Source organism: Streptomyces sp. NPDC002176 (genome assembly GCF_044903645.1).
Lineage (GTDB): Bacteria > Actinomycetota > Actinomycetes > Streptomycetales > Streptomycetaceae > Streptomyces.
On the sequence record NZ_JBJDQW010000004.1, the window covers coordinates 317980 to 341305 of the forward strand.

At 71.4% G+C, this 23326-nt stretch carries 24 protein-coding genes; 10 read left to right on the top strand and 14 right to left on the bottom strand.

What is annotated here, in order from left to right; genetic code table 11:
- Window positions 1-328: 328 nt before the first annotated feature.
- The 4 genes from ACI2LY_RS20570 (at window position 329) to ACI2LY_RS20585 (ending at window position 6893) form a co-directional block, all read left to right on the top strand.
- Window positions 329-2485, top strand: a complete 2157-nt coding sequence (locus ACI2LY_RS20570; RefSeq protein WP_404708764.1) for a transglycosylase domain-containing protein — start codon at window positions 329-331, stop codon at window positions 2483-2485.
- A 70-nt stretch (window positions 2486-2555) separates the two neighbouring features.
- Window positions 2556-3830 (top strand): hypothetical protein, encoded by a 1275-nt coding sequence (locus ACI2LY_RS20575; RefSeq protein ID WP_404708402.1) that lies wholly within the window; start codon window positions 2556-2558, stop codon window positions 3828-3830.
- 196 nt (window positions 3831-4026) lie between these two features.
- Window positions 4027-5139: an amidase domain-containing protein gene (locus ACI2LY_RS20580; RefSeq protein WP_404708765.1), complete on the top strand. Its 1113-nt coding sequence runs from the start codon at window positions 4027-4029 to the stop codon at window positions 5137-5139.
- 188 nt (window positions 5140-5327) lie between these two features.
- Window positions 5328-6893, top strand: coding sequence for an MFS transporter (locus ACI2LY_RS20585; protein WP_404708403.1), 1566 nt, complete (start codon window positions 5328-5330; stop codon window positions 6891-6893).
- A 59-nt stretch (window positions 6894-6952) separates the two neighbouring features.
- On the opposite strand, the gene ACI2LY_RS20590 is transcribed toward ACI2LY_RS20585, so the two are convergent.
- Entirely contained in the window at window positions 6953-7867 is a 915-nt protein-coding gene (locus ACI2LY_RS20590) for a LysR family transcriptional regulator (protein ID WP_404708404.1), read from the bottom strand.
- 101 nt (window positions 7868-7968) lie between these two features.
- Between ACI2LY_RS20590 and ACI2LY_RS20595 the strand changes: the two genes are divergently transcribed.
- Window positions 7969-8334 carry a YybH family protein gene (locus tag ACI2LY_RS20595; RefSeq protein ID WP_404708405.1) on the top strand — a complete coding sequence of 122 codons (366 nt, stop codon included), beginning with the start codon at window positions 7969-7971 and terminating at the stop codon, window positions 8332-8334.
- Between the two features lie 70 nt (window positions 8335-8404).
- On the opposite strand, the gene ACI2LY_RS20600 is transcribed toward ACI2LY_RS20595, so the two are convergent.
- The 3 genes from ACI2LY_RS20600 to ACI2LY_RS20610 all read right to left on the bottom strand — a co-directional run bounded on the left by ACI2LY_RS20600 (window position 8405) and on the right by ACI2LY_RS20610 (window position 11286).
- A complete protein-coding gene (locus ACI2LY_RS20600) occupies window positions 8405-9652 on the bottom strand; it encodes an MFS transporter (protein WP_404708406.1) in 1248 nt (415 codons plus the stop codon).
- A 93-nt stretch (window positions 9653-9745) separates the two neighbouring features.
- Complete coding sequence (locus ACI2LY_RS20605; RefSeq protein WP_404708407.1) at window positions 9746-10396, bottom strand: DsbA family protein; 651 nt, start codon at window positions 10394-10396, stop codon at window positions 9746-9748.
- Window positions 10397-10542: 146 nt separating this feature from the next.
- Window positions 10543-11286, bottom strand: a complete 744-nt coding sequence (locus tag ACI2LY_RS20610; protein WP_404708408.1) for an alpha/beta fold hydrolase — start codon at window positions 11284-11286, stop codon at window positions 10543-10545.
- Window positions 11287-11476: 190 nt separating this feature from the next.
- Between ACI2LY_RS20610 and ACI2LY_RS20615 the strand changes: the two genes are divergently transcribed.
- Entirely contained in the window at window positions 11477-12049 is a 573-nt protein-coding gene (locus ACI2LY_RS20615) for a Dps family protein (protein ID WP_404708409.1), read from the top strand.
- Between the two features lie 67 nt (window positions 12050-12116).
- Here ACI2LY_RS20615 and ACI2LY_RS20620 read toward each other — a convergent pair whose 3' ends face one another.
- Together ACI2LY_RS20620 and ACI2LY_RS20625 are read right to left on the bottom strand one after the other, a co-directional pair.
- Window positions 12117-13622 (bottom strand): cryptochrome/photolyase family protein, encoded by a 1506-nt coding sequence (locus ACI2LY_RS20620; protein WP_404708410.1) that lies wholly within the window; start codon window positions 13620-13622, stop codon window positions 12117-12119.
- Window positions 13623-13870: 248 nt separating this feature from the next.
- Window positions 13871-14356: a MarR family winged helix-turn-helix transcriptional regulator gene (locus ACI2LY_RS20625; RefSeq protein WP_388998459.1), complete on the bottom strand. Its 486-nt coding sequence runs from the start codon at window positions 14354-14356 to the stop codon at window positions 13871-13873.
- 161 nt (window positions 14357-14517) lie between these two features.
- On the opposite strand from ACI2LY_RS20625, the gene ACI2LY_RS20630 reads away from it, so the two are divergent.
- Window positions 14518-15666, top strand: coding sequence for a PP2C family protein-serine/threonine phosphatase (locus tag ACI2LY_RS20630; protein WP_404708411.1), 1149 nt, complete (start codon window positions 14518-14520; stop codon window positions 15664-15666).
- A 72-nt stretch (window positions 15667-15738) separates the two neighbouring features.
- Here ACI2LY_RS20630 and ACI2LY_RS20635 read toward each other — a convergent pair whose 3' ends face one another.
- From ACI2LY_RS20635 to ACI2LY_RS20645, 3 genes are read right to left on the bottom strand one after another with little or no spacing between them, the layout of a single operon-like run.
- A complete protein-coding gene (locus tag ACI2LY_RS20635; protein WP_404708412.1) occupies window positions 15739-16641 on the bottom strand; it encodes a MauE/DoxX family redox-associated membrane protein in 903 nt (300 codons plus the stop codon).
- A gap of 24 nt (window positions 16642-16665) precedes the next feature.
- Window positions 16666-17289 (bottom strand): cell wall protein, encoded by a 624-nt coding sequence (locus tag ACI2LY_RS20640; protein WP_404708413.1) that lies wholly within the window; start codon window positions 17287-17289, stop codon window positions 16666-16668.
- A gap of 11 nt (window positions 17290-17300) precedes the next feature.
- The gene (locus ACI2LY_RS20645; RefSeq protein ID WP_135786845.1) at window positions 17301-17723 is read right to left on the bottom strand and encodes an RlpA-like double-psi beta-barrel domain-containing protein; all 423 of its coding nucleotides are present in this window, start codon (window positions 17721-17723) and stop codon (window positions 17301-17303) included.
- A 206-nt stretch (window positions 17724-17929) separates the two neighbouring features.
- On the opposite strand from ACI2LY_RS20645, the gene ACI2LY_RS20650 reads away from it, so the two are divergent.
- On the top strand, window positions 17930-18316 hold the full coding sequence (locus ACI2LY_RS20650; protein ID WP_404708414.1) for an STAS domain-containing protein: 387 nt from the start codon (window positions 17930-17932) through the stop codon (window positions 18314-18316).
- Between the two features lie 80 nt (window positions 18317-18396).
- Window positions 18397-18798 carry an ATP-binding protein gene (locus ACI2LY_RS20655; protein WP_388998476.1) on the top strand — a complete coding sequence of 134 codons (402 nt, stop codon included), beginning with the start codon at window positions 18397-18399 and terminating at the stop codon, window positions 18796-18798.
- Window positions 18799-18807: 9 nt separating this feature from the next.
- On the opposite strand, the gene ACI2LY_RS20660 is transcribed toward ACI2LY_RS20655, so the two are convergent.
- The 4 genes from ACI2LY_RS20660 to ACI2LY_RS20675 all read right to left on the bottom strand — a co-directional run bounded on the left by ACI2LY_RS20660 (window position 18808) and on the right by ACI2LY_RS20675 (window position 22400).
- Window positions 18808-19227, bottom strand: coding sequence for an STAS domain-containing protein (locus ACI2LY_RS20660; RefSeq protein WP_404708415.1), 420 nt, complete (start codon window positions 19225-19227; stop codon window positions 18808-18810).
- Window positions 19224-20321 carry a B12-binding domain-containing protein gene (locus tag ACI2LY_RS20665; RefSeq protein ID WP_404708416.1) on the bottom strand — a complete coding sequence of 366 codons (1098 nt, stop codon included), beginning with the start codon at window positions 20319-20321 and terminating at the stop codon, window positions 19224-19226. The genes ACI2LY_RS20660 and ACI2LY_RS20665 overlap by 4 nt, the downstream gene beginning before the upstream one ends.
- A complete protein-coding gene (locus tag ACI2LY_RS20670) occupies window positions 20318-21994 on the bottom strand; it encodes a SpoIIE family protein phosphatase (RefSeq protein WP_404708417.1) in 1677 nt (558 codons plus the stop codon). Before ACI2LY_RS20670 ends, ACI2LY_RS20665 begins: the two co-directional genes overlap by 4 nt.
- 178 nt (window positions 21995-22172) lie before the next feature.
- Window positions 22173-22400 carry a DUF5133 domain-containing protein gene (locus ACI2LY_RS20675; RefSeq protein WP_404708418.1) on the bottom strand — a complete coding sequence of 76 codons (228 nt, stop codon included), beginning with the start codon at window positions 22398-22400 and terminating at the stop codon, window positions 22173-22175.
- Between the two features lie 121 nt (window positions 22401-22521).
- Here ACI2LY_RS20675 and ACI2LY_RS20680 point away from each other — a divergent pair, with 121 nt between their 5' ends.
- Window positions 22522-22923, top strand: coding sequence for a PPOX class F420-dependent oxidoreductase (locus ACI2LY_RS20680; RefSeq protein WP_404708419.1), 402 nt, complete (start codon window positions 22522-22524; stop codon window positions 22921-22923).
- A 7-nt stretch (window positions 22924-22930) separates the two neighbouring features.
- On the opposite strand, the gene ACI2LY_RS20685 is transcribed toward ACI2LY_RS20680, so the two are convergent.
- Window positions 22931-23131, bottom strand: a complete 201-nt coding sequence (locus ACI2LY_RS20685; RefSeq protein ID WP_404708420.1) for a hypothetical protein — start codon at window positions 23129-23131, stop codon at window positions 22931-22933.
- Window positions 23132-23326: the final 195 nt, after the last annotated feature.

The following is a 23326-nucleotide window of genomic DNA, read 5'->3' on the forward strand; positions in this document are numbered from 1 at the left end:
CAGGTTTCGAAAGTATTAGCTGATAATTTGTGAAGCTCGCGGGCAGACACGGGGCCAGGGGGAAACAAAACGGCCGTCGGTGCCACCGTGGTGGTCGCCGATTCCGGCCGGTCCGTCCGCCCACGCGAGCAAGGCCGAGTGGGGAGGGAGACCTGTCGTGACCGAGGCAGGGCGGGGGACGGACGCCAACGACGGCGGCCGTCGCGGGAGAGGCAGGCGCGCGGCGCCGAAACGGGCCTGGGGACGCCGTACGCAGGAGCCGGACCAGGCGGCCCGGCACGAGCCCGAACAGACCCCGGACGGCCCCGCTTTCGAGCCCGAGGCCACCATGCAGCTCCGGGTCGGCACGATCCGCCCGGACGAGACGATGCAGCTCAAGATCGTCGCCCTGGACGGCACCCGTCCCGCACCGAAGCCCGAGCCCGCCGCCACCGAGCAGCCGAGCAGCACCTCGAAGTTCCTGGCCCCGCTGCTGACCGTGCTCGCCGTACTGCGCCGCCTCCTCGCACCGGTCACCGCCAAGCTCGCCCCCTACGCCGCACTCGCCGCCCCCCACGTGCGCAAGCTGCGGCCTCAGTACCCGCGTCCGGGCCGGGACGGCTGGCGGCGCTGGATACCGTCCTGGCGGCAGTGGCTCGCGGGCTGGCTCGCCACGGCCGGGATCACCGGTCTCCTCCTGACCGTGGCGTACGCGGCGACCGACGTGCCGACCAACCTCAACTCGTACGCCACCCAGCAGGACAACGTCTACTTCTGGTCCGACGGCACCCCGATGGCTCGCACCGGCTGGGTGCGCCGCCAGGCGATGCCGCTCAAGGACATCCCCGAGGGCGTGCGCTGGGCGGTGCTCGCGGCGGAGAACGAGAGCTTCTACTCCGACCCCGGCATCTCCGGCAAGGGCATCACCCGCGCCCTGTGGCGCACGATCGGCCAGGGCACCACCGAGGGCGGGTCCACGATCACCCAGCAGTACGTCAAGAACGTCTACCTGAACCAGGACCAGAACCTCGGCCGCAAGCTCACCGAGGCGATGATCGCCCTCAAGCTCGACAACCGGATGAGCAAGGACAAGATCCTCGAGGGCTACCTCAACACCAGCTGGTTCGGCCGCGGCACCTACGGCATCCAGCGTGCCTCCCAGGCGTACTACGGCAAGGACGTCAGCAGGCTGAACCCCAGCGAGGCCGCCATGCTCGCCTCGCTGCTCAAGGGCGCCGGACTGTACGACCCCACGCTCAGCGCGGCCAACCACCGCCGGGCGGTGGAGCGGTGGTCGTGGATTCTCGACCGCATGGTCAAGATCGGCAAGCTGTCGCCGGCCGAGCGGGCCACGTACACCACGTTCCCCGAGCCGCTGAAGACGCTCCAGATCTACGACACCGGCAAGCAGAGCGACTACCTGGTGGAGCTGGCGTCGAGTTACGCCAAGAAGAACGCCCATCTGTCGGACAAGGAGTTCGACCTCGGCGGCTACCAGATCTACACCACCTTCGACCGCAAGCGGGAGACCGAGCTGACCGACGCGGTCACCAAGGCCCGCGACGCGGCGCTGAAGAAGGACCCCAAGGACGCCCGCACCGCCCACTACGGGGCCGCGTCGGTCGCCACCGACGGCCGGATCGTGGCCGTCTACGGCGGCCCCGACCACCGCAGGCAGGGTTACAACGAGTCCAACGCGACCACCGTGCCCGCCGGTTCGGCCTTCACCCCGTTCGTCTACGCGGCCGGACTGGAGCACGGTGTGCACAAGACCCGTGAGGGCCCGGCCACCCCGGTCACCCCGGACTCGGTGTACGACGGCAACGACGCGGTGCCCGTCACCACCCCCGAGGGCCCCTACTGGGACCGCAGCGGCAAGAAGGTCGCCGCGCACAACGACGGCAAGCGCTCCTACGGGCCGATCAGTCTGCGCAAAGCGCTCGCCCGCTCGGTGAACACGCCGTTCATGCAGCTCGGCATGGACACCGGGCTGGAGCAGGTGAAGTCCACCGCACAGGCGGCCGGGCTGCTCTCCTCCAGCTTCGGCCCGGCGACGCCCGCGCTGTCGCTCGGCACCTCCACGCCCAGCACCATCCGCATGGCCAGCGGCTACGCCACCTTCGCCGCGGAGGGCAGGCACACCGAGCCCTACTCGGTGCGCCGCGTCACCCGCAACGGCGCCGGTGTCCGGCTGGACGCCCCCGACCGGCGCCGGGCGGTCAGCCCGGAGGTCGCCGAGCAGGTCAGCGACGCGCTCGCGGACAACTTCCGCCTCTCCCACCCCACCACCGCCGCGACCGTCACGGCCGCCGGAAAGGACGGGACCACCGACAAGGACACCGCGCTCTGGTACACGGGCACCCTCAAGTCGGTGTCGACCGCGATCGTCGTCTACCGCATCGACCTGGGCAAGAGCCTGGAACCGCTGCCGCTGGACGGGCTGGCCGGCACCCGCGAGAACAGCGTGCCGTTCGGAATCTGGTCGCGGGCCGTGGGCATCGGCTGACCCCCGCCGCCGCCCCGGCCCACCCCTTCCCGGCTCCTCAACCCGCAACCCGCCCCGGAGATCGATCCGTATGAAGTCGTCGAGCACAGGCCGCCGTCGCAAGGCACGCACCAACGAGGGCGGCCGCGTCACGCGCCCCGCCGTCCTCGCGCTGGCCGTGCTGCTCGTGCTCGTCTCCTCGGTCACGGGGTATCTGCTGCTCAACCACGACGACGGCCTGGCGTCGGCGGTCTCCCCCGCCAAGGAGCCCGGCGCGACCGCCGAGCCGAAGTGGGACGGGAAGACCAAGGTGCTCGGGGACGGCTCCACGTCCTACACCGGGCCGCAGAAGGGCACGTTGAAGCCCGTACGGCTCAAGCCCGGTGAGAAACCGCCCCAGTTCGTCGTCTTCTCCTGGGACGGCGGTCTGGAGGGCAGTGACCATCTCTTCTCGCACTACCGCGAACTGGCCAAGCGGTACGACGCCCACATGACGTTCTTCCTCACCGGCATCTACCTGCTGCCGAAGGCCAAGAAGGACCTCTACCACCCGCCTCAGCACTCCCCCGGCGCCGCCGCCATCGACTACGCCACCGACGACCACATCGTCGAGACCATCGAGCAGCTGCGCGCGGCGTACGAGGACGGCAACGAGATCGGCACCCACTTCAACGGGCACTTCTGCGGCGCCAAGGGCGGCGGCGACTGGAGCGTCACGGAGTGGAAGAGCGAGATCGACCAGTTCTACTCGTTCGTGGAGCGCTGGAAGACCAACACCGGCCACCAGGACATCGAACCGCTGCCCTTCGACTTCAAGAAGGAGGTCACCGGCGGCCGGGCGCCCTGCCTGGAGGGCCAGAAGAACCTGCTGAAGGCGATCAAGAGCTACGGCTGGCGCTACGACGCGTCTTCCGCGGGCGACTTCCAGATCTGGCCCGCGAAGAAGGACGGCGTCTGGGACTTCCCGCTCCAGATGCTGCCGTACGAGTCGGGCAAGTACCAGGGCCTGTCGATGGACTTCAACTTCCTGTACAACCAGTCGGACGGCGAGACGCACGGCAACCCGGCCGAGTTCCCCAAGTGGGAGCAGCAGACGGTCGATTCGTACATGGCCGGTTTCAACCGGGTCTACTACGGCAGCCGCGCGCCGCTGTTCATCGGCAACCACTTCGAGGACTGGAACGGCGGCATCTACATGCGGGCCATCGACCAGGTGGTCAAGAACGTGTGCACCAAGAAGGGCGTGAAGTGCGTGTCCTTCAAGGAACTGGCCGACTGGATGGACGTCCAGACACCGCAGACGCTGGCGCGGCTGCGCACCCTGGACCCCGCCCAGTCGCCTGACTGGTCGTCGGTCGTCAAGTGACCTGTGAAACAGTCTGGTTCCACTTGTACATCCCGTCTTCACAACCATCACACGCGGCATGCGAAGATGCGTTCGCCCGGTCTCTGTCACCGGAGTCCCGGTCTCTGTACCGGCGTAGAGGGGAACATCATTGAAGTCCAGAAAATTGAGCCGTAAGCGGAGCCGCGCCACCATAATCTCGGCGGCGGCCGCCTCCGTGGTGGCGGGCGTCGCCCTGCTGCCGAACTGGAGCGCGGGCGCGGCGGTCACCGACGACCCGACCGTCGACACGGCGACCAAGGCGACCTTCCAGCGGCTGGCGGACGCGGTCTTCACCGACCGCACCCAGGCCCTGGTGGGCGGTGGTACGGAGGGCCGCACGCAGCGGACCTCCGGTTTCTCCGGCGATGTGCGCCTGTCCGGCACGCAGTCGCGCCAGGAGGACTCCGCGCTCAGCCAGCTGCGCGGCCGCAAGGACCGCCTGGCGAAGCTGGGTGAGCAGTACAGCGCGGGCAGCACCAGCGTGAAGCTGGACGCCACGCAGGTCAAGGGACGGCAGGCCAAGGTGGCCGTCACCGAGACGACGTCGCTCACGTACAAGAAGGTCACGGGCTCCCAGCCCGCGACCACGGGTTTCCAGGCCCACCACGAGCTGACGTTCCAGGCGGACCGTAGCGGTGACTGGCAGCTGACCCGCATCAAGGACACCGACGAGGGCTACCTCGCGGTGAACCAGGTGGCGAAGCCCGAGGTCGCCAAGGTCTCGGTCAAGGCGGACGACGGCCCGCCGGAGGCGCCTCGCGCGGCCACCACGCGGCCCGCTCCGGCGAAGCCGAAGAACCTCACCGCGTCCGGCTATGACTACAAGGCCATGGTCGCGTACGCGACGAAGTACTGGAGCAAGTACAACACCGCCTACCCCGACTTCAACGGGGCGGGCGCGGGTGGTGACTGCACCAACTTCGTCAGCCAGTCGCTGAAGGCGGGTGGCTGGAAGCACGTTCCCGGTTACACGAACGACTTCCACAAGTGGTTCGGCACCGCCGACATCCAGTCGGACTCCTTCGTCGGCGTGAACGAGTTCTCCTGGTTCGCGCTGTCCTCGAAGCGGGTCACGAGCCTTGCCAACGTCTACCAGGCCGACATCGGCGATGTCGTCCAGATGGACTTCAACAAGGACGGGTCCAAGGACCACACGATGATCGTCACCAAGCGCGACGCCCAGGGCGTGCCCTACGTGACGTACCACTCCACCAACACCTACAACCGGTCGGTGGCGAGCCTCGTCGCGTCCTACCCGACGGCGGCGTTCTTCGCCTACCGCACCTGAGGTGAGCGAGAGCCCCCGTACGGCGCGCCGGTTCCGGCGCCGTACGGGGGCTTTCGCGCGTTCGAGGGCGGCTGGCCATAACTAAAAGTTCGGCATTCCAGAAAAACCAGGTCTTGGACTTCTGGCCGCAGCGCCGGAACCATGATGCGTGGCCGACCGCTCCCGACAGCAGAAGGACGATCACGATCATGGAAAAGAAGTGGTGGACCCTGTTGGGGGTGTGCGGCGGGACGTTCATGCTCCTGCTGGACACCACCATCGTGTACGTCGTCATGCCGGATGTGCAGCGGGACCTGGGAGCCAGCTTCGCCGACCTCCAGTGGGTGATCGACGGGTACGCGCTGGCGCTGGCCTCCTTCCTGCTGACGAGCGGCACGCTGGCCGACCGGTTCGGGCGCAAGCGGCTCTACGCGATCGGCGTGGTCCTGTTCACGTTCGCCTCGCTGCTGTGCGGTCTGGCGCAGTCCCCGCTGGCGCTGGTCCTGTCCCGGGTACTCCAGGGCGTCGGCGGCTCGGTCATGTTCGCCACCGGTCTGGCGCTGCTCGCGGGCGGCTTCCAGGGCAAGGAGCGCGGCATGGCGTTCGGGGTGTGGGGCATGGTGACGGGTCTGGCCTCCGCGGTCGGCCCGGTGGTCGGCGGGCTGATCTCCAGCGGCATCAGCTGGCGCGGCATCTTCCTGGTCAACGTGCCCATCGGCGTCGTCGTGGCGCTGATCATCGCGCTGCGCGTGGACGAGTCGAAGTCGCTGTTCCCCCGCAAGCTGGACCGGCCCGGCTTCGTCCTGCTCACCGGCGGCCTCGCCACCCTGGTCTACGGTCTGATCCGCGCCGGTGAGACCGAGTGGAGCGACGGCCGCGCGGTCACCGGCCTGACGGTGGGCGCGGTGCTGCTGCTCGCCTTCCTGCTGGTGGAGGCGAGGTCCGACCACCCCATGTTCGATCTGCGGCTGTTCCGCATCCCTACGTTCGTCGGCGGCTCCATCGCGGCCTTCGCCATGAACGGCTCGCTGTTCGCCATGTTCCTGTTTCTGGCCATCTACTTCCAGGAGGCGCTGGGGTACTCCTCGCTGGAGACCGGTCTGCGGCTGCTGGCCGCGTCCTTGTCGATGCTGGCCGCCTCCCTGCTCGCCGGGCGGCTCAGCGCCAAGGTCCAGCCGCGCTATCTGATCGGGGGCGGGCTGCTGCTGGTCGGTGCCGCGCTGCTGCTGATGAGCGGGATCACCGAGTCCAGCGGCTGGGAGCACTTCCTCCCCGGTCTGGTGCTGGGCGGCATCGGCGCCGGTCTGGTGAACCCGCCGCTGGCCTCCACGGCCGTGGGCGTCGTGGACTTCTCCCGCTCCGGGATGGCGTCGGGCGTGAGCGGCACGTTCCGTCAGCTCGGGGTGAGCGCGGGTGTCGCGGTGCTCGGCTCGACCTTCGCCGGGGTCATCGGCGAGCGGTTCCGGGACGGGCTGCGGGGGGTGCCGGAACTGGCGGGCCGCAGTGACCAGTTGGCCGCGCTGGTGCGGGGCGGTGAGACCGAACGGGCGGTGGGGCTGGTGCCCGGGCCGTACGGGGAGAAGGTGCGGGAGATCGCCACGACCGGGTTCGTGGACGGCCTCAACACCCTGCTCGCCGTGTCGGCCGGGCTGGCGCTGCTCGGCGGTGTGCTGGCGCTGGTGCTGATCCGGCCCGCCGACTTCCAGGCGGCCCAGCAGCCGACGCCCGAGGCGAAGGACGCCCCCGGCCAGTCGCCGGTGGCCGCGGAGAGCTGAGCCCGGTGCACGCGAGCGGGCCCGTCGGTCGCCGACGGGCCCGCTTTCGTGGGGTCAGGTCAGGCGCCGCTCATCGAGGCCACGGCCCGGGCCGGGGTGGGCTCACCGAAGGACTGGCGGCAGTGCAGCAGCAGTTCGCGCAGGGCGGGGCTCTTGGTGGGCGCGGAGATCAGGGCGAGCACCGCGGGAACGTCGGCGTCGGTGAGGGCGACCGTCGCGAGCCCCTTCTGGTGGACGGTCATGGACGCGGAGAGCACCGCGACACCGAGGCCCCGCTCGGCCAGGTGCATCACCGCGCCGGGCGCGCTGGCCTCGAGGGCGATGGTGGGGGTGAGACCGAGCGCGGCGGACGCCTCGTCCAGGGTCGCCCGGATGCCGGTCCCCTCGGGCAGGCAGACGAGCGGGAAGGCGCTGAGTTCGGCGAGGGTGACCCCGTCCCGCTCGGCCAGCGGGTGTCCGTGCGGCACGGCGGCGACGATCGGCTCGCTGATCACCTGCCAGCCGTCCAGGTCCTCCGGGGCGCGCTGGGCGGCGCCGATCAGCGCCAGGTCGACGGTGCCCTCACGCACGTACTCGACCAGCTTGGCGGAATCGTCCTCGCGCAGGCTGATCTCGACGCCGGGGTGGGCGAGATGGAAGCCGGACAGGGCGTCGAAGAGCGGCTGGACGGTGCAGGCGGTGACCATGCCGACCACCAGCTTGCCGCGGACCAGACCGTTCATCTCGTCCACGGCCTGCCGCAGCGAGTCCATCGAGGACAGTACGGACTTGGCATGGGCCAGCACCACCTCGCCGACGGCGGTGAGCTGGGCGCTGCGCCCGGAGCGGTCGATCAGGGTGGCCCCGAGGTCGTTCTCCAGCTGGCGGATCTGCGCGCTGATGCCGGGTTGGCTGATGTGCACCAGCTCAGCGGCCCTGGTGAAACTGGCTTCCTGCGCCACGGCGATGAAGTACTTCAGCTGCCTGATCTCCATAAGTTCAAATTATCACGCCGATCCGAAGGATTGATTGGACTTATTCTTGGTCAGGGACGGAAAATTGCCGCTCCGGTACCCGACCTGAGGAAAGGACGATCGTGTCCGAGAACGAGAAGGCCCTGAAGCCTGAAGACCTCACCCGCCTCTTCGTGGAGCGCGCCAACGCGGGTGACGCCGCGGGCCTCGCCGCGCTGTACGACGAGGAGGCCGTGATGGCCTACCCGCCGGGCAGTACCACGGTGGGCCGGGAGGCGATCCGCGCGCTCTGGGAGAAGGTGCTGTCGGGCGGACCGCACTTCGAGCTCGAAGAGCCCCTGCCCACGCTGGTGTTCGGTGACATCGCGCTCACCTCCACGCCGCCCAAGGACGGTTCGGGCGCCCGCGCGCAGGTGGTCAGGCGCCAGGCGGACGGCAGCTGGCTGCGCGTCATCGACCAGCCGGAGTTCCGCCCGCCGACCAGCTGACGGCCGGGGGCGTGTACGGGGCCGGGTCGAGCGGTTCCGCCGACTCGGGCCCGTCCAGCGCCCCCGAGGTTCAGTCCCGTACCGGCTCCGACTCCCGCAGCTCCGCCGGGCGTCGCGCCTCCGCCCAGCGCACCGCGGGTTCCATGGCGACGCCCGCCCCCAGGAACAGCGCACCCACGACCAGCCAGCCGCCGGTGCCCCAGGACAGGATGAGCGTGGTCAGCAGCAGCGGGCCGATGAGCCGCGCGACGGCGGTCCCGGCGCCGTAGAAGCCCTGGTACTGACCCTGCTTGTCGGCCGGGGCGAGCGCGAAGCCGATCTCCCAGGACCCGGAGCCGAGCAGCATCTCGCCGAAGACCTGCACCCCGGCGGCGACCAGCAGCACCAGTACCGGCAGCCAGGGCGAGGTGCCCACCGCCGACACCGCGAAGCAGACGCAGGCCAGCAGCAGCACCAGCCCCGCCTGCCGTACGGCGCGCGCGGCGGAGCGCAGCCCGGTCACCCGCGCGGCCATCCGCACCTGGAACAGGACCACGGTGAGCGTGTTGAGCACCAGCAGCGCGGACACCGTCCAGCCCGGAGCACCGGTCCGCCGCACGATCCACAGCGGCAGCACCACGCTGAGCAGCGGCATGTACAGCAGCATGACCATGTTCAGCAGCGAGACCAGCGCGTACGGGCGGTCCCGGAGCACGGTGAGGGAGCGTCCGGCGGGCCGGTCGGCGTCGGGGAGCCGTCGGGCGGGCGCGGGCAACCGGCCGAGGACCCAGGCGGCGAGGACGAAGGTGACCGCGTCCATCGCCAGCGCCGTGAGGTAGGACGCCTCGTTGTCGAGCTGGAGGGCGATGCCGCCGAGCGCGGCGCCGAGGGCCAGGCCCGCGTTGACCGTGGACTGGAGGTAGGCGCGCGTCTCGGTGCGCCGAGCGGGCTCCACCAGCCCGGCCAGCAGGGCCTGCCGGGCCGCCGCCAGCCCGCACTGGCAGCAGGTGTACAGGCACACCGCGGCCAGGAACGCCGGGTAGGTCCGCACGAAGAGCAGGGAGGCGATGGCGGCGCCGGTGGCGAGCGACATCAGGACGGCGATCCCGCGCGGGCCGCGCCGGTCGGCGAGGTGGCCGAGCGGCACTCCGACGACGGCGCCGAGCGCCCAGCCGATGGTGAGCGCGGCACCGATCTGGGTCGGGGACAGCCCGATGACCCGGCTGAAGTACAGCACCGAGCACACGTAATAGGCGCCGTCACCCACGGAGTTGGTGAGCTGCGCCAGCGCCAGGGTCCGTGGCGGACCCGGCGGCGGGACAATTCGGCTGACGCGCATTCAGTTCCTCCCGTGCGGGCCCCTGTTGGGAGGATCTTCCCGGCTCTCCGTGGGGCGCGCCACTGGAAAAGGCCGTTCCGCTTGAGGGGCGTCTCAGTCGAAGCGGAGAGTGCCCGTCCGGGTCCTCTTCAGCTCGAAGAAGTCCGGGTAGTTGGCCAGCGCGCGGGCTCCGTCGAAGATCCGGGCAGCTTCCTCGCCGCGCGGGATGGAGTTGAGCACCGGGCCGAAGAAGGCGACGCCGTCGATGTGGAGGGTGGGCGTGCCCACGTCCTCGCCGACCGGGTCCATGCCGTCGTGGTGGCTCTTGCGCAGCTCCTCGTCGTAGCTGTCGCTGTCGGCGGCGGCCAGCAGCGCGTCGGGCAGACCGCGGGCGGCGAGGGCCTCGGCGGCGACCGCGCGGTAGTCCTTGTCGCCGCCGTTGTGGATGCGGGTGCCCAACTCCTCGTACAGGCCCGGCAGTACCGCGTCGCCGTGGTGGTGCGCGGCGGCGGTGCAGATCCGGATCAGCGCGAGGGAGTTGTCGACCATCTCGCGGTACCAGTCGGGCAGTTCACGGCCCTCGTTGAGGAGGTACAGGCTCATCAGCCGGAAGTTCAGGTCCAGTTGCCGATGCTTGCCCACCTCGAGTATCCAGCGGGAGGTGATCCAGGCGAAGGGGCAGGCCGGGTCGAAGTAGAAGTCGACCTTGGCGGTGTCCGTACCGGCGCCGGAGGCCGGCGCGGTGGCGGGCGTGTCTGCGGTCATGCGGTGGGCTCCTCGTGGACGGCGATGAGCGCGCCGTCGCGGTCGCGGACGAAGGCGGTCAGCTCGGCGCACCGCTCGCGCGGGCGCCGCTCGAGGACCCTACCGGTGACCCCCGCGGGCGCACCCGCCCTTTTCCGGGGGGCCGGTCAGACGCGTAGATACGCCGGGGCGCCGGGCGCGGTGGCCTCGGCGACCGTGCCGTCCTTCGCGGGGTGGTCGCGCAGCAGGTCGGCCACGATCTCGGTGGCGAGCCGGTGCCAGGTGGTCAGGCGGCGCAGCATGGCGTGTTCCGCCCCGCTGATCATGATCATCCCGGCGTGGGCCCCGGCCGTGCGGGCGCGCAGCACGAAGTTCACGGAGTCGTCGGCGCCGGTGATCCGGTCGGCGTCGCCGTGTATCACCACGAGCCGCTGTCCGTGCAGGTGGACGGCGGGTTCGGCGGCGGGCAGCCAAGGCGCGAGCGCCAGCACTCCGCGCACGGCGGGGTGGGCGGCCGCGTGGAGGGCGGCCCGGCCGCCCATGGAGTGGCCGACCAGCACGACCGGCAACGGGCCGAACTGCTCTTGCAGTTCACCGAGGGCGCGCAGCACGTCGTCGGCGGCGGCCCCGCCGTTCCAGCCCCGGTGCCGGTAGCGCACCTCGCCGAGCACGATGCCGTCCGACGGCAGCCCGGAGGCGACGGCGCGCAGCACGGGGCGCATGCGCAGCGCCGCGAGATGCCAGGGCCGGCTGACGGAGACGTCCTCGGCCCGGCCGCCGTGCAGGGTGAGCACCGCGGCCTTCGGGGACTTCGGTGCGTACCGGACCACCAGCGCGCTCTCGGGGCCTGCCATGCCCTCGCCGCCCTGCTGGTGCGTCGTCTCGTCCGGGCCGTCGCTGTGGACTCTCAACGGGGGCGCCTTCCCTTCGGGCGGTCGTACGGGATCGTCATCTGGAATCCGTAGCCGCTCGGCACGCGGCTTGGTCGGAGGGTCCCGTTCCGCCTACTGCGACGGGCGGGCCACAAGGACGTCTGAGAGGGTCGGACCGGGGCACATGTGCTCAGGCAAGGACTTATCACCGCCATGACAGAGGTGAATCATGACCAGCCAGACCAAGGATCTGACCCCGAAGTACACCGTTCCGGGCCTCGAACGTGAGGCGGCGGGCAAGCTCATCGGTCTGCTCCGCCTCCGTCTGCACGCGCTCAACGACCTGCACCTCACGCTGAAGCACGTGCACTGGAACGTGGTCGGACCGCACTTCATCGCGGTGCACGAGATGATCGATCCGCAGGTCGACCGGGTCCGTGACATGGCCGACGACGTGGCCGAGCGGACCGCGGCCCTCGGCGGCGTCGCCCAGGGCACGCCGGGCGCGCTGGTGTCCGAGCGCACCTGGGACGACTACTCCATCGGCCGGGGCGACGCCATCGCGCACCTCGCCGCGCTCGACGTGGTCTACACCGGTGTGATCGAGGGCGTACGGGCCGCGGTCAAGGAGGCGGGCGAGATCGACCCCGCGACCGAGGACCTGCTGATCGAGCAGCTGCGCGACCTGGAGCAGTTCCAGTGGTTCGTGCGGGCGCACCTGGAGAGCACGCGGGGCACGCTCGCCACCGATGACGTGCACTCCGAGAAGGAGGCGGCCGCCAAGGGCGCCAAGGTCAGCTGAACCCTGTGACGACGCCGCGCGCCGCTGCCCTCCACGGGCGGCGGCGCGCGGCGTTTCCCGTGTCCGGTCAGGGTGGCGCGTCGCGCCGGTCCCGGTCGGTGCGCAGGACCTCCTCGAGGTCGCCGAGCCGGTCCAGGCCCTGTACGGCGCGGGAGGTGCGGTTGTTGGCGGCGAGCAGGTCGCGGTGGCGGTGGGTGAAGGCCCAGTACCCGGTGGTGTACGGGCAGGCCCGGTCGCCGGTGCGCTCACTGGGCTTGTAGGCGCAGCCACCACAGAAGTCGCTCATGCGGTGGATGTAGGCCCCACCCGAGGTGTACGGCTTGGTGGTCATCCGGCCGCCGTCGACGTACTGGGACATGCCGACGACGTTGGGCAGCATCACCCAGTCGTACCCGTCGACGAAGCAGCGGTGGAACCAGTCGGTGACCGCGCGCGGCTCCCAGCCCCGCTGGAGGGCGTGGCTGCCGAGCAGCATCAGGCGCGGGATGTGGTGGGTCCAGCCGGTGTCGCGCACCGCCGCGAGCGCGGTGGAAAGACAGCGGGCGGTGACGGCGTCGGCGTCGAGTTCGAGGAACCAGTCGGGCAGCGGGGCGTGGGCGCCGAGGGCGTTGCGGTTCCGGTAGTCCTCCCCGAAGTACCAGTACAGCTGCCACACGTACTCGCGCCAGCCCGCGACCTGCCGTACGAACCCCTCGGTGCTGGAGATGGGCGCGTCACCGGCGCGCCAGGCGTCCTCGGCGGCGTGGACCACCTCGGCCGGGTCGAGGAGGCCGAGGTTGAGGGAGGAGGAGAGGAGGCTGTGGCTCAGCACCGGGTCGGCGGCGAGCATGGCGTCCTCGTGCGGGCCGAACCCGGCGAGCCGGTGCCCGGTGAAGCGGCGCAGCGCGGCGAGCGCCTCGCGGCGGGTGGCGGGGAAGCGGCGCGGGCCGTCGCGGCCGACGAAGGTGATGCCGTCGTCGCGCTCCCAGCGGTCGAGGTCGGCGCGGACCTCGGCGTCGATGTCGTCCTCGCGGGGCCGGTAGGGCTTCGGCGCGTCGAGGGTGCGGGCGCCCTTGGGCGGGGGTTCGCGGTTGTCGTGGTCGTGGTTCCAGCGGCCCCCGGCGGGTTCGCCGCCGTCCATGAGGAGGTCCAGCTCACGGCGTACCCAGTGGTAGAAGTCCTCCTGGCGCAGCCGTCGGCCGTCGCGTCCGTCGGCCCAGGCGCGGAAGGCGTCCTGCGGGAACAGGAAGCCCCTGGCGGGCAGCACCCGCACCTGGTCCAGTGCGCGGACCAGGCCGAGGGCGGCCCGCGAGGTGGGGTGGTGGACGGTGACCGGGGCGTCGCCGACCGCCTCGCGCAGGCCCGCGCGGTAGGTCTCGGCGCGGACGTAACGGGCGCGGTCGCCGAGTTCGGCGGCCCGGTGGCGCATCGCGGAGAGGATCAGGTGGGCCTTGGCCCGGTGGAAGCGGCGGCGGCGGAACACCGAGCGCGCCTCGATCAGCACCACGGGGGCGTTCCGGTCGGGTCCGTCCGGTCCGGGGGTGAGGAAGTGGGGGCCGAGCTGGTCTCCGAACAGCCAGTGCCGGTCGGTCATCGCGGCCACTCCTCGATCGGGGCTAGGTGCGGCGCACCGCGCAGGTGGGGACGTATCCATGTGGCGTGGATCTCATGGCCGTCCGGTGAAACACTTGCCGTTTGACAACTATGACCATGAAGCAAGAAAGTATCGGGTGTCATCGCAGGAGGGGAAGGATCTGGGATGTTCCGGTCGGCGGAGGCCGCTCCGTTCGCCGCTCACCGGCCACGATCCACGGCAGCCCTGGCGGCTGCGGACCGGCTCGCTCAGGCGGTCCGGGTGCCGGAGGACTCGTCGTACCCGTGTATCTGCTCCGACGCGACCGCGCAGAACGCCTCGAGCCCGGTGAGCAGGGCGCTGCGGTCCCCGGACGACATCCGCTCCAGTACCGAACGCAGCGTCTCCTCGCGCCGGGCGCGCAGGTCCGTCAGGAAGGCCCGGCCCCGGTTGCTGAGGTACAGGCGCACCTCGCGCCGGTCGGTGCGGCTCAGTTCGCGCTCGACGAATCCCGCGGCCTGGAGCCGGTCGCACAGACGGCTGGTCGAGGGCGGGGTGGAGGCGAGATGGTCCGCGAGAGTCCGCAGGTTGATGCCCTCCTGGTGCTCCAGGATGAGCAGCACGCGCAGCTGGGACGCGGAGGCGGGTGCTGTCGAGGCGCGGCCCCACAGGACTTCCAGCAGTTCCGCGGCCGTCGAGGTCACACGCGCGACTTCGACGGGCTCTGGGCGGGGGTGGAAGTTCGTCACAGTCACACTCTCGCAGGTACGGGGACGACCCACAGCCTACTAGCAGGCAAGACGGTCCGGAATATCCAAGAAGACGGCACGATACGTCCACCACTCGGCCCATCGCGGGGCGGGCGTAGCGTTCTCACGGGTGAGAGATTGGCATACCTACGATCGTGAACAGATTCATGGCTGTCGAGCGGGCGCTGCGCACGGCGCCCCCCTACGCCCTGGCCGACGCCGTCCGCCGGGAGCTGGCCGGGCAGTACGCGGCCGAGGCCGTGGAGTTCCTCCTGGCCGATTACAGCCTCACCGTGCTCCAGCCGGTCACCACACCGGCCCACGCGCTGCCCCCGGTCTCCCTGCGCAACAGCGCGGCGGGCCGTGCCTTCGGCGCGCAGGAACCCTTCCTTGAGGGCGTCGCCGACGGCAGGGTGCGGGTCCAGTTGCCCGTGACCGTGCACGGGGACCGGCTGGGGGTGCTCACGGTGACGCTGCCCGACACCGAGGAGACCCGCGCGGCGCTGCCCGAGCTGGCCGCGATCGCCCAGGTGCTGGGGCACGAGGTGCTGGTCGCCGACCGCGAGACCGACCTGTACCTCCAGGCCCGGCGGCAGGACCGGCTCACCCTGGCCGCCGAGATGCAGTGGCAGCTGCTGCCCGGCCGCTCCTGCTCGCTGCCCGAGTTCGACCTCGGCGCCCAGCTGGAGCCCGCGTACGCCATACACGGCGACAACTACGACTGGTCGTCCACCGCGGACCAGCTCACCCTGTACGTCTCCAACGGCATGGGCGAGGGCATAGAGGCCGCGCTGCTCACCAACCTCGCGGTGAACGCCCTGCGCAACGCCCGCCGGGCGGGCATCCCGCTCGCCGACCAGGCGGCCCTGGCCGACCAGGCGGTGTACGCCCAGTACCAGGGGCACCGCCATCTGTCGGTGCTGATGCTCGACTTCGACCTCGCCACCGGGCGCACCCGGGTGGTGGACGCGGGCTGCCCGCAGATGCTGCGCCTGCGTGACGGGGCCGTGCAGCGCATCGGCTTCGACGCCCAGCTGCCGCTCGGCATGTTCGAGGAGACCGACTACGTCACCCAGCAGTTCCAGGTCGAGCCGGGCGACCGGCTGGTGTTCGTCAGCGACGGCGTGTACGCGGTCGCGTCGCCCAAGGGCGAGGCGTACGGGGATTCCGCACTGACGCGGGCCATCCAGTCCACCCGGCTGCTCCCGGCCTCGGAGGTGCCCGGAGCGGTGCTGCGCGAGCTGGCCGACCACCGCGGCACCCCGGCCCCGGACGACGACGCGCTGGTGGTCTGCCTGGACTGGCACGGCCGCTGACGGCCCCGCTCATCAGGCACCGGCCCGGTGTGACCGCCGAACCCACCCGGCGGCCGCACCGGGCCGGTGCTGTCAGTCGACCAGCCGCAGCGAGCGGCGGGCCGGGGCCGCGTGCGGTTCCCCGGCGGTCACCGGGGCCCCCGTGTCCGCGTCGACATAGCTGACGCGGATCACCGGGTCGCCGGGCGTGTCACGGCCGACGGTGGCGTCCAGGGCGAACAGGACCGCCACCGGGCGGGCCGCGTCACCCTCGCCGTGGACGCCGGAGTAGTGCAGGATGCGCCAGCCGTCGCTCTCCCAGTGATCCAGCAGCGCCGACCGCACCACGGGTGAAGTGGTCTGCCAGGCGAGGGAGTTCTCCAGCAGTTCGACGCTGGCGGCCACCGGCACCCGCTGGGCGCCGCCCCCGCCGGTCAGCGGGTGACCGAACACGCGCAGCCGGGTGCGGCGCAGCGGCAGCAGCCACCACCGGTCCAGGTCCGCCGAGAGCGCGAACAGCACCAGGGCGCCCACGGCCAGCAGCACGGCCGAGGCCACCGGCCGGTCCCCCGGCACGTCCCACCAGGTGCGACGCGCCACCGCGGCCGTGACTCCGCCCGCCAGGACGAGCGCGGCGCGGGCGAAGGCACGCCAGGTGACCGGTGTGTCCTCGCTCGCGGAGCAGCCGCAGGACGACTCCGGGGCGCGAGCGCGCCCGTAGCCGAGATAGCCGAGGAACCCCGCCCCGAGGACCGCGGTGGCCGCTCCTGGCAGCGCGCTGCCGGGTACCGCCAACAGGGCCCCGGCCAGGAGCAGTTCGGCCCACCCCGTGGCACGGAGCACCAGGACGGCCCGCTCGCTGCTGCTCAGCAGGCGGGCCAGCGCGGTCTTCGGCGCCGTACGGGCGACGTTCCCGCCGAGGGCCTTCACCGCGCCGGTCCAGCCGAGCAGCCCGGCGAGGAGGAGCGGGACGAGTCCCGTGATCAGTGACAGCATGTGCGCCTCTCCCGATGTCCGGTCTCAGTGCCCGACGGAGATACGGACGACGTCCACGGAGTCGTCCGACGGCCGCCAGGCGCCCAGCACTTGGGCGCTCTGCCCGATGCGCAGCCGGGACAGGTCCGAGGTCAGTCCGCGTCCGGCGTAGGAGGCGCCGGTATCGGTGAGGATGTTGCCGACGACCTCGTGCTGTCCGTGCGCGAGGTGGACGCGGTTCTTCGCGATGCCCCGGATCCGGGTGTCGAGGTTGACGATGTTCACCCAGACCGCGTCGGCGGCCACCGTGCCGTCGGGCATGGGGACTCCGCGCGCGTAGAGTCCGTCGCCGACCTCGATGACCTCGGCGGTGGTGGGCCGTACCTTCCACACGCTGGTGACGTTGGTCATCCGTACGCGCGCGTGGCCGCCGGTGGAGCCCGCCACCTCCAGCACGCTGCCGGTGATGCCGACGATTCTCCCTTCCACGAAGGAGGACTTGGCGATGGCGGGGTCGAGGGACGGCTCGGCGGCGAAGGCCGCGTCGGCGTCCAGCCCGCCGAGCGCGCTGGCGCCGACGATGGTCGCGCCGCCGAGGGCGGCGGTGGTGAGGAAGCGGCGGCGGCGCAGCCCCTCGGACGGCATACCCGGGTTGTTCCTCGCGCTCATGTCGGGCCTCCTCACTCGTAGATGTAGACGGGGAGCTTGCCGGAGCTGAGGTTGCCGATCGCCGAGAAGGCGGCCGGGGTCAGGTCGAGCACGCGGTTGGTGCGGCAGGCACCGTTGCAGCAGGTGGCCTCGCCGCACCAGTCCTTGGTCCGGGGGCCGCAGTCGGTGATGGTGATGCACACCGTGGCGCCGGAGCACTGGTGGCGGACGTTCATCACCGAACCGCAGCCGCGCCGGGGGATGTTCTCGCCGCAGAGGTCGGGGCGGGTGATGTTGAAACAGTTCGCCGAGGCGTTCGGCCAGGCGCCGTGATGCGCGCTGGACTGGCAGTTGCCGCAGGCGCCGCCACCGGCGCTGCCGCAGGGCCCCCATGAGTTGCCGCAGCAGAACCAACTGGTCTCACCGGCCCAGAGGCTGGTCGATCCACAAGCCATCGTGCGGTCCTCCCTTATTGCAGGTACATGACAAACCTGGGATGGGGCGGAGCGATGGAGCGATGGAGCGCTCCCATGATGCGCGCGTCTACGCGGGTTGCATAGAGCACGTGCGCGGTGCCTGACGGTGATCTTCCGGGGGTGGGGAAGGTCACCGCTCGCCCCTGGGCTGGGATTCGACGGACCCCGTACGGCACCATTGCCTCATGGTGAACCGCAGTCAGATGTTTGAGGAAGCGATCCCCCCGGCGGTGGCGTACTCGCGGGCCGACGGAGAGCTGTGGGTCATCGGACTGCGCGGGCACCTGGACCCCGAGGAGCTCGAGACGGTGGAGGACGCCACCGAGGACGCCCTGGTCCGCTGGACGGGGCCGCTCGTGTTCGACCTGCGGGAGGTCGGCTTCTGCGACTCCTCCCTGCTGAACCATCTGCTGCGTACGGCGCGGCGCCGGAGCGTCGGCGTCTTCGGCGGTGACGGAACCGTGCGGCGCCTGCTGGAACTCACGGGAGCGGAGCGTGTGCTGCCCTCGCATCCCGATCTGGAGTCGGTCCGTGCCACCCTGTCCTCGCTGCCGCGGCAGGCACGGCCGTGAGCGGTTCTGTCCCTCTTGTCGGCGTGTACCGTCCGGGCGGGGGCACGTGCAGGGAAAGCACGCCCGCACGAAAGGGGCTCATGTTCACCGCACACTCCCAGGCATCGTCACCGGCCGACGCACGTCGGCTCGCGGCGGCGTACCTGGACGCGCACTGTCCGGGCGCGGACACGGAGGCGGTGCAGATCGTCGTGAGCGAGCTGGTCACCAACGCCGTCCGGCACACCCCCGACGGCACCTGGTCGCTCGTCCTCAGACATGAGGAGGGGCAGCTCGTCCTGGAGATCTCCGACGACAGCCCCGAGCTGCCCACTCCGCGCCCGAACCCGCCCCTGGACGGCAGGGGTGGCCTCGGTCTCGGGCTGGTGGAGAGGCTCAGCGACCACACCGCCGTGGCCCCCACCTCACGGGGCAAGACGATCACCGCGTGGTGGAAGCTGCCCGCCGGTGACCTCGCGGAGCGGTCGGCCACGGAGCACTGAGGCTCGGGCTCAGGACGAGGTGGACTCGGCCTCGTCGGCGAGTTCCCCGCCGGGCCCGACGGTCTCGGCGGTGCCGTCCGCGGCGGCGGTGAGGTATTCGGCGGTCCCGGTGAGCGCCAGCATCCGGATCAGCTGCACCGGCCGGTGCCGCAGATGCAGGGTGATGCCCGCCGGATGGGTCCGGCGCCGCAGGGTGAGCAGGGCGGACAGCCCGCTGGAGTCGAGCAGGCGCAGGCCCGCGCAGTTCATGTGCAGCTCCCGCAGGACCGGGCCATGGGCCAGGGCGTGCGCGTCCAGCGCCTCGCCCACGACCTCGAGGAACTCGTCCCCGGTCTCGAAGTCGAGGACTCCCTGGAGCGTCAGCCGTATCGTGCGCGGGTCGACGGCTTCGACGGTGACGGAGAAGCCGACGGGCTGGTGGAAGGTCATGCGGTCTTTCCTGGGCCGGTGCTGGTTCGGGTGGTGGGCGTCGCGGGCAGGGCCGCCCCGGCCGCCTCGAGGAAGCCGAGGGCGCGGGGGAAGTCGTGCAGCTCCTCCCCCAGGATGTCCAGCCCCGTCCGCAGACTGTGCGGGGGCACACGACGGGCCTGGAGGATCTCCGCGCTCCACAGGATGAACCCGGTGAAAAGCTCCGTGTCGTCCACGTAGAGGGCGGTGGCCAGGAAGTCCACGATGTGCGCGAGGTCCTCGGCGGTGCGCTCGCGCTGCGCCTCGGTGTACGCGCGCATGCCGGGCCAGCGTTCGTCCAGCCTCGCGAGGGACTGCCGGACGAGGGCGGAACGGTTCCCCTTGATCAGGGTGTACTCCTGGTCCGCCAGGTGGGGCAGGTCGTCGACCTGCTGGCGCGTGACGGGCTCGGGGCTGATGAGCCCGTCCGCCAGCAGCCCGGCGGCCGCGCGGGCGTCGGGGGCCCAGGCGTCGGCGCCGATCAGACGGGCGTAGCGGCCGTCCTCGCCGAAGGCCGCGCCGCCGACCATCACGGGGATGCCGATGGACTGCACGGCCGTCACCGCGGTGTGCGCGCTCGGCAGGTGCAGGGGCAGCGAGGCCGAGAGCAGCGTGGCCACCGGGTTGGTCGCGTGCAGGTGCGTGATCAGATGGGGGGTGGTGGTGTGCGCGCCCAGGAAGTCCACCTGCCAGCCGCGCCCGGTGAGCACCTCGGCGAGCAGCCGGGCGGGCAGCACATGCCATTCGCCGTCCACGCAGGCGACCGTGATCCGGGGCCGGGACGCCGAGCCGACGGGTGCCGGGACGCGGTGGGCGAGGGCGGCGATGACCCGGTCGATGATCGCGGTGGCCGCGTGCTCCTCGGCGACGCTGATCCGGTCGGCGGCCCATTCCATGCCGACCCGGCGCTGGACCCCGCCGAGCACGTCCAGCAGCAGGCTCTCCCGGCCCGCTCCCTCGTCGGCCGCCGCGAACACCTCGCGTACGGCGGCCGACTCGTCCTTGGCGATCACCGCGGCCCACAGCCGCTCCGACAGCTCCGCGCGGTCCTCCACCGCCGCGCCGACACCGTTCACCGACGGCCCGCCCCGTGGCCGATCACCGCGTCGTGGTGACCGTTGACGGCGTGCAGGGCGCCGTGGCCGCCCGCCGGGTTGGTGATGGCGAGGCTGGCCATGTCGTCGTGCCGACCGCCGTCCAGCCACTGGGCCGCCAGCATCTGCACCCGTTCCACCACCGCTTCCGCGGGCATCCGGGCACACGGGCCGAGGGCCGCGCGCAGCCGCTCCTCGCCGAAGAACTGGTCGCCCAGCGGGCCGCCGGAGGCTTCGGTGATCCCGTCCGTGTAGAGCAGGCAGGTCTCCCCCGGTGCCAGCGACACATGGGCGCTGCGGGCGGTGACCTCGGGCATCGCGCCGACCAGCTGCCCCTGCGTGGGCGCCTCCTCCACCCGGCCGTCGCTCCTGATGATCAGCGGCGGCAGGTGTCCGGCGCTGGTCAGCCGCAGCCGGACCTGGCCGGAGCGGCGGGTGACGGAGGCCAGCACCAGCGTGGCGAACCGGGTGTGGTGGCCGTTGAGCAGGGCGCCGTTGAGCAGCGACAGCACCTGCTGGTGGTCGGCGGACAGCGGCAGCAGCGCGTGCAGGACGCTGCGGATCTTGCCGGTGAGCACGGCGGCCTCCAGCCCCTTGCCCGCCACGTCACCGAGGACGACGAAGGTCTCCTTGCCCGCGTCCGCGCCCGGATGGACGTCGTAGAAGTCGCCGCCCACCCGCTCGTGGTCGCGTGCCGCCCGGTAGGCACCCGCGTATTCGACGCCGTGGACGCGCTCCAGGCGCGGCGGCAGGAGTTCCCGCATGAGGGTGGTGGTGATGGAACGTTGTTCGGCGTAGAGGCGTGCGGCCGAGAGCGCCACCCCGGCCCGTGCCGCGAACAGGCGCGCGAAGACCTCCTCGCCCTCCGTGAACGCCTGGTGGGTGCTGGAGCGCAGCAGGATCAGTACACCGGCGGGCACGCCGTGGCCCGGCAGCGGGGTGACTATGACCGATCCGATCGGGCCGTCGAAGTCCTCGGGCACGGCCCAGTCGGGCAGCTCGGCGGGGTCGATCCAGCGGGCGGGGACCGGCGGGAAGCCCTGGAGGGCCTCCGCGAGCCCGGCGACCGAGCGCGGGTCGATCTGCAGCATGGTCTGGGTGACCTCGCCGCCCGGCCGGGCGTAGGTCAGCGGGTGACGGCGGCCCTGGGCGGGGGCGACGATGATCGCCGCGTCCGCGAGATGGCCCGCAGCCATCCGCGCGGTGACCGTCATGCACCGCTCGACGTTCAGCGAGGACAGCAGGGCGCTGGAGACCTCGGCGAGCAGGGCGGCCCGCTCGCGTTCACCGCGCAGCGCCTGCTCGGCGAGGCGGCGGTCGGTGTCCTCCAGCAGCCACCACACCACGGTGTCGTCGCCGCAGGCGGTGGGGTACGCCTCGAAGGTGCGTCCGGCGATCTCGCCCGACGCACGATCCATCGGGGCCCCCGCGGCGCGCAGCGCACGGTCGGCCGAGGCCAGCCAGGCCGGCATGGCCGCCGCCGCGATGGAGTCCCCTGCCACAAGCGGTATCAGGCGGCGTGCCGCCTCGTTCGTCTCGACCACGGTCCCGTCGGTGTCGACCACCAGCACGGGACAGGGGGCGTTGTTCCACGCCGTGTCGACGCCGACACCGGCGGCCTGCGGACTATCGGGTGTACCCGGGGAAGAAATCACAGTCGGGGAGCGCGAGCGTGCGCTCCACCACCTCTCTGTCGATCGGAAACGTTTACCTATGACAACGGTCTCGCATCCACCGTCCACATGCAACGCCCGACAGATTTCCCCACATATTCACCACACCTGACGCAAATCGCCCCCTTGACCGGTGGACGGCCTTGTGTGCGGGGGCAGTTCAGGCGGGCACCAGGGAGTCGTCCTCGGGGCGCGCGCCGGGCAGCCGGTGCCGGGCCGCGATGAGCGCCGCGTCTATGTCGCGGGTGCCGGTGGCCACGCAGAGGGTGTAGGCGATGTCGTCCATACGCCGCCTGACCTCGGCGCCACCCTCCTGCGCTGCCAGGACGCGCAGGGCGTCGTACTGCTCGATCAGGTTCTGCAGGACGGCGGGGTGGGCCATCAGCATCTGGAGTCTCCCTCTGATCCACGGTCACATGGGTGCTGCGTCCATCCGATTACCCTGGGTGCGTTCCGTCATGCCTGTCTTTCTTCACCCCGTCGCCCCCCGATCTACCGGAGATCTCCCCGTGTCCGTTCCTCTCGGCGAGGAGTTGGTGGCGCTGTTGCGCCGCGCCAGCACCTGCTACATCGCCACCACGATGCCCGACGGCTCGCCCCAGCTCACCCAGACGTGGGTCGACACCGACGGCGAGCATGTACTGATCAACAGCGTGGAGGCCCATCAGAAGACGCGGAACATCGCGCGGGACCCGCGGGTGGCCGTCGCGGTCTCCGACCCCGCCGACCCCTCGTCGTACGTGCAGATCCGCGGCCGGGTGGTGCGGGTGACCACCGAGGGCGCGGTCGATCACATCGAAGCGCTCGCGCAGCGGTACCTGGGCGGCCCCTATCCGTGGTTCGGCGGGCGGGACCAGGTGCGCGTCATCTACGTCATCGAGCCGGAGCGGATCAGCAGCCCGCGCGGCTGACGAGGGTTTACGCGGCCTCGGTCCCGGCCTCGGGTGCCTCCTGGCCGACCGGGGCCGCCTCGCGCCTGCCGCCATGGATCAGCCGCAGATGGCGGGACCGCGCGTGGCGGGGCGGCTTGGGCGCCCGGCTCAGCCAGTCCTCGGTACGGTCCATGCCGTACAGCAGCATGGTCACGACCGGCAGCAACAGAAACGCGACGATGGCCACGATGGGGGCTCCTCCCCGGCAGACAGCTCTGTACGGATGCCCGCCGCGCCTCCGGCCAGCGAGCGGCCGCTGTGAAGGTGCGGTGCGTTTCCGGTGCCCCCGTCACGGCATCGCACGCCCCCGCTCGTTCCTCCGTACGTGAGCGCGGGGCGGGACACGCGCCGTGTAACGGGCCGTTCACGGGAGGCGGGACCT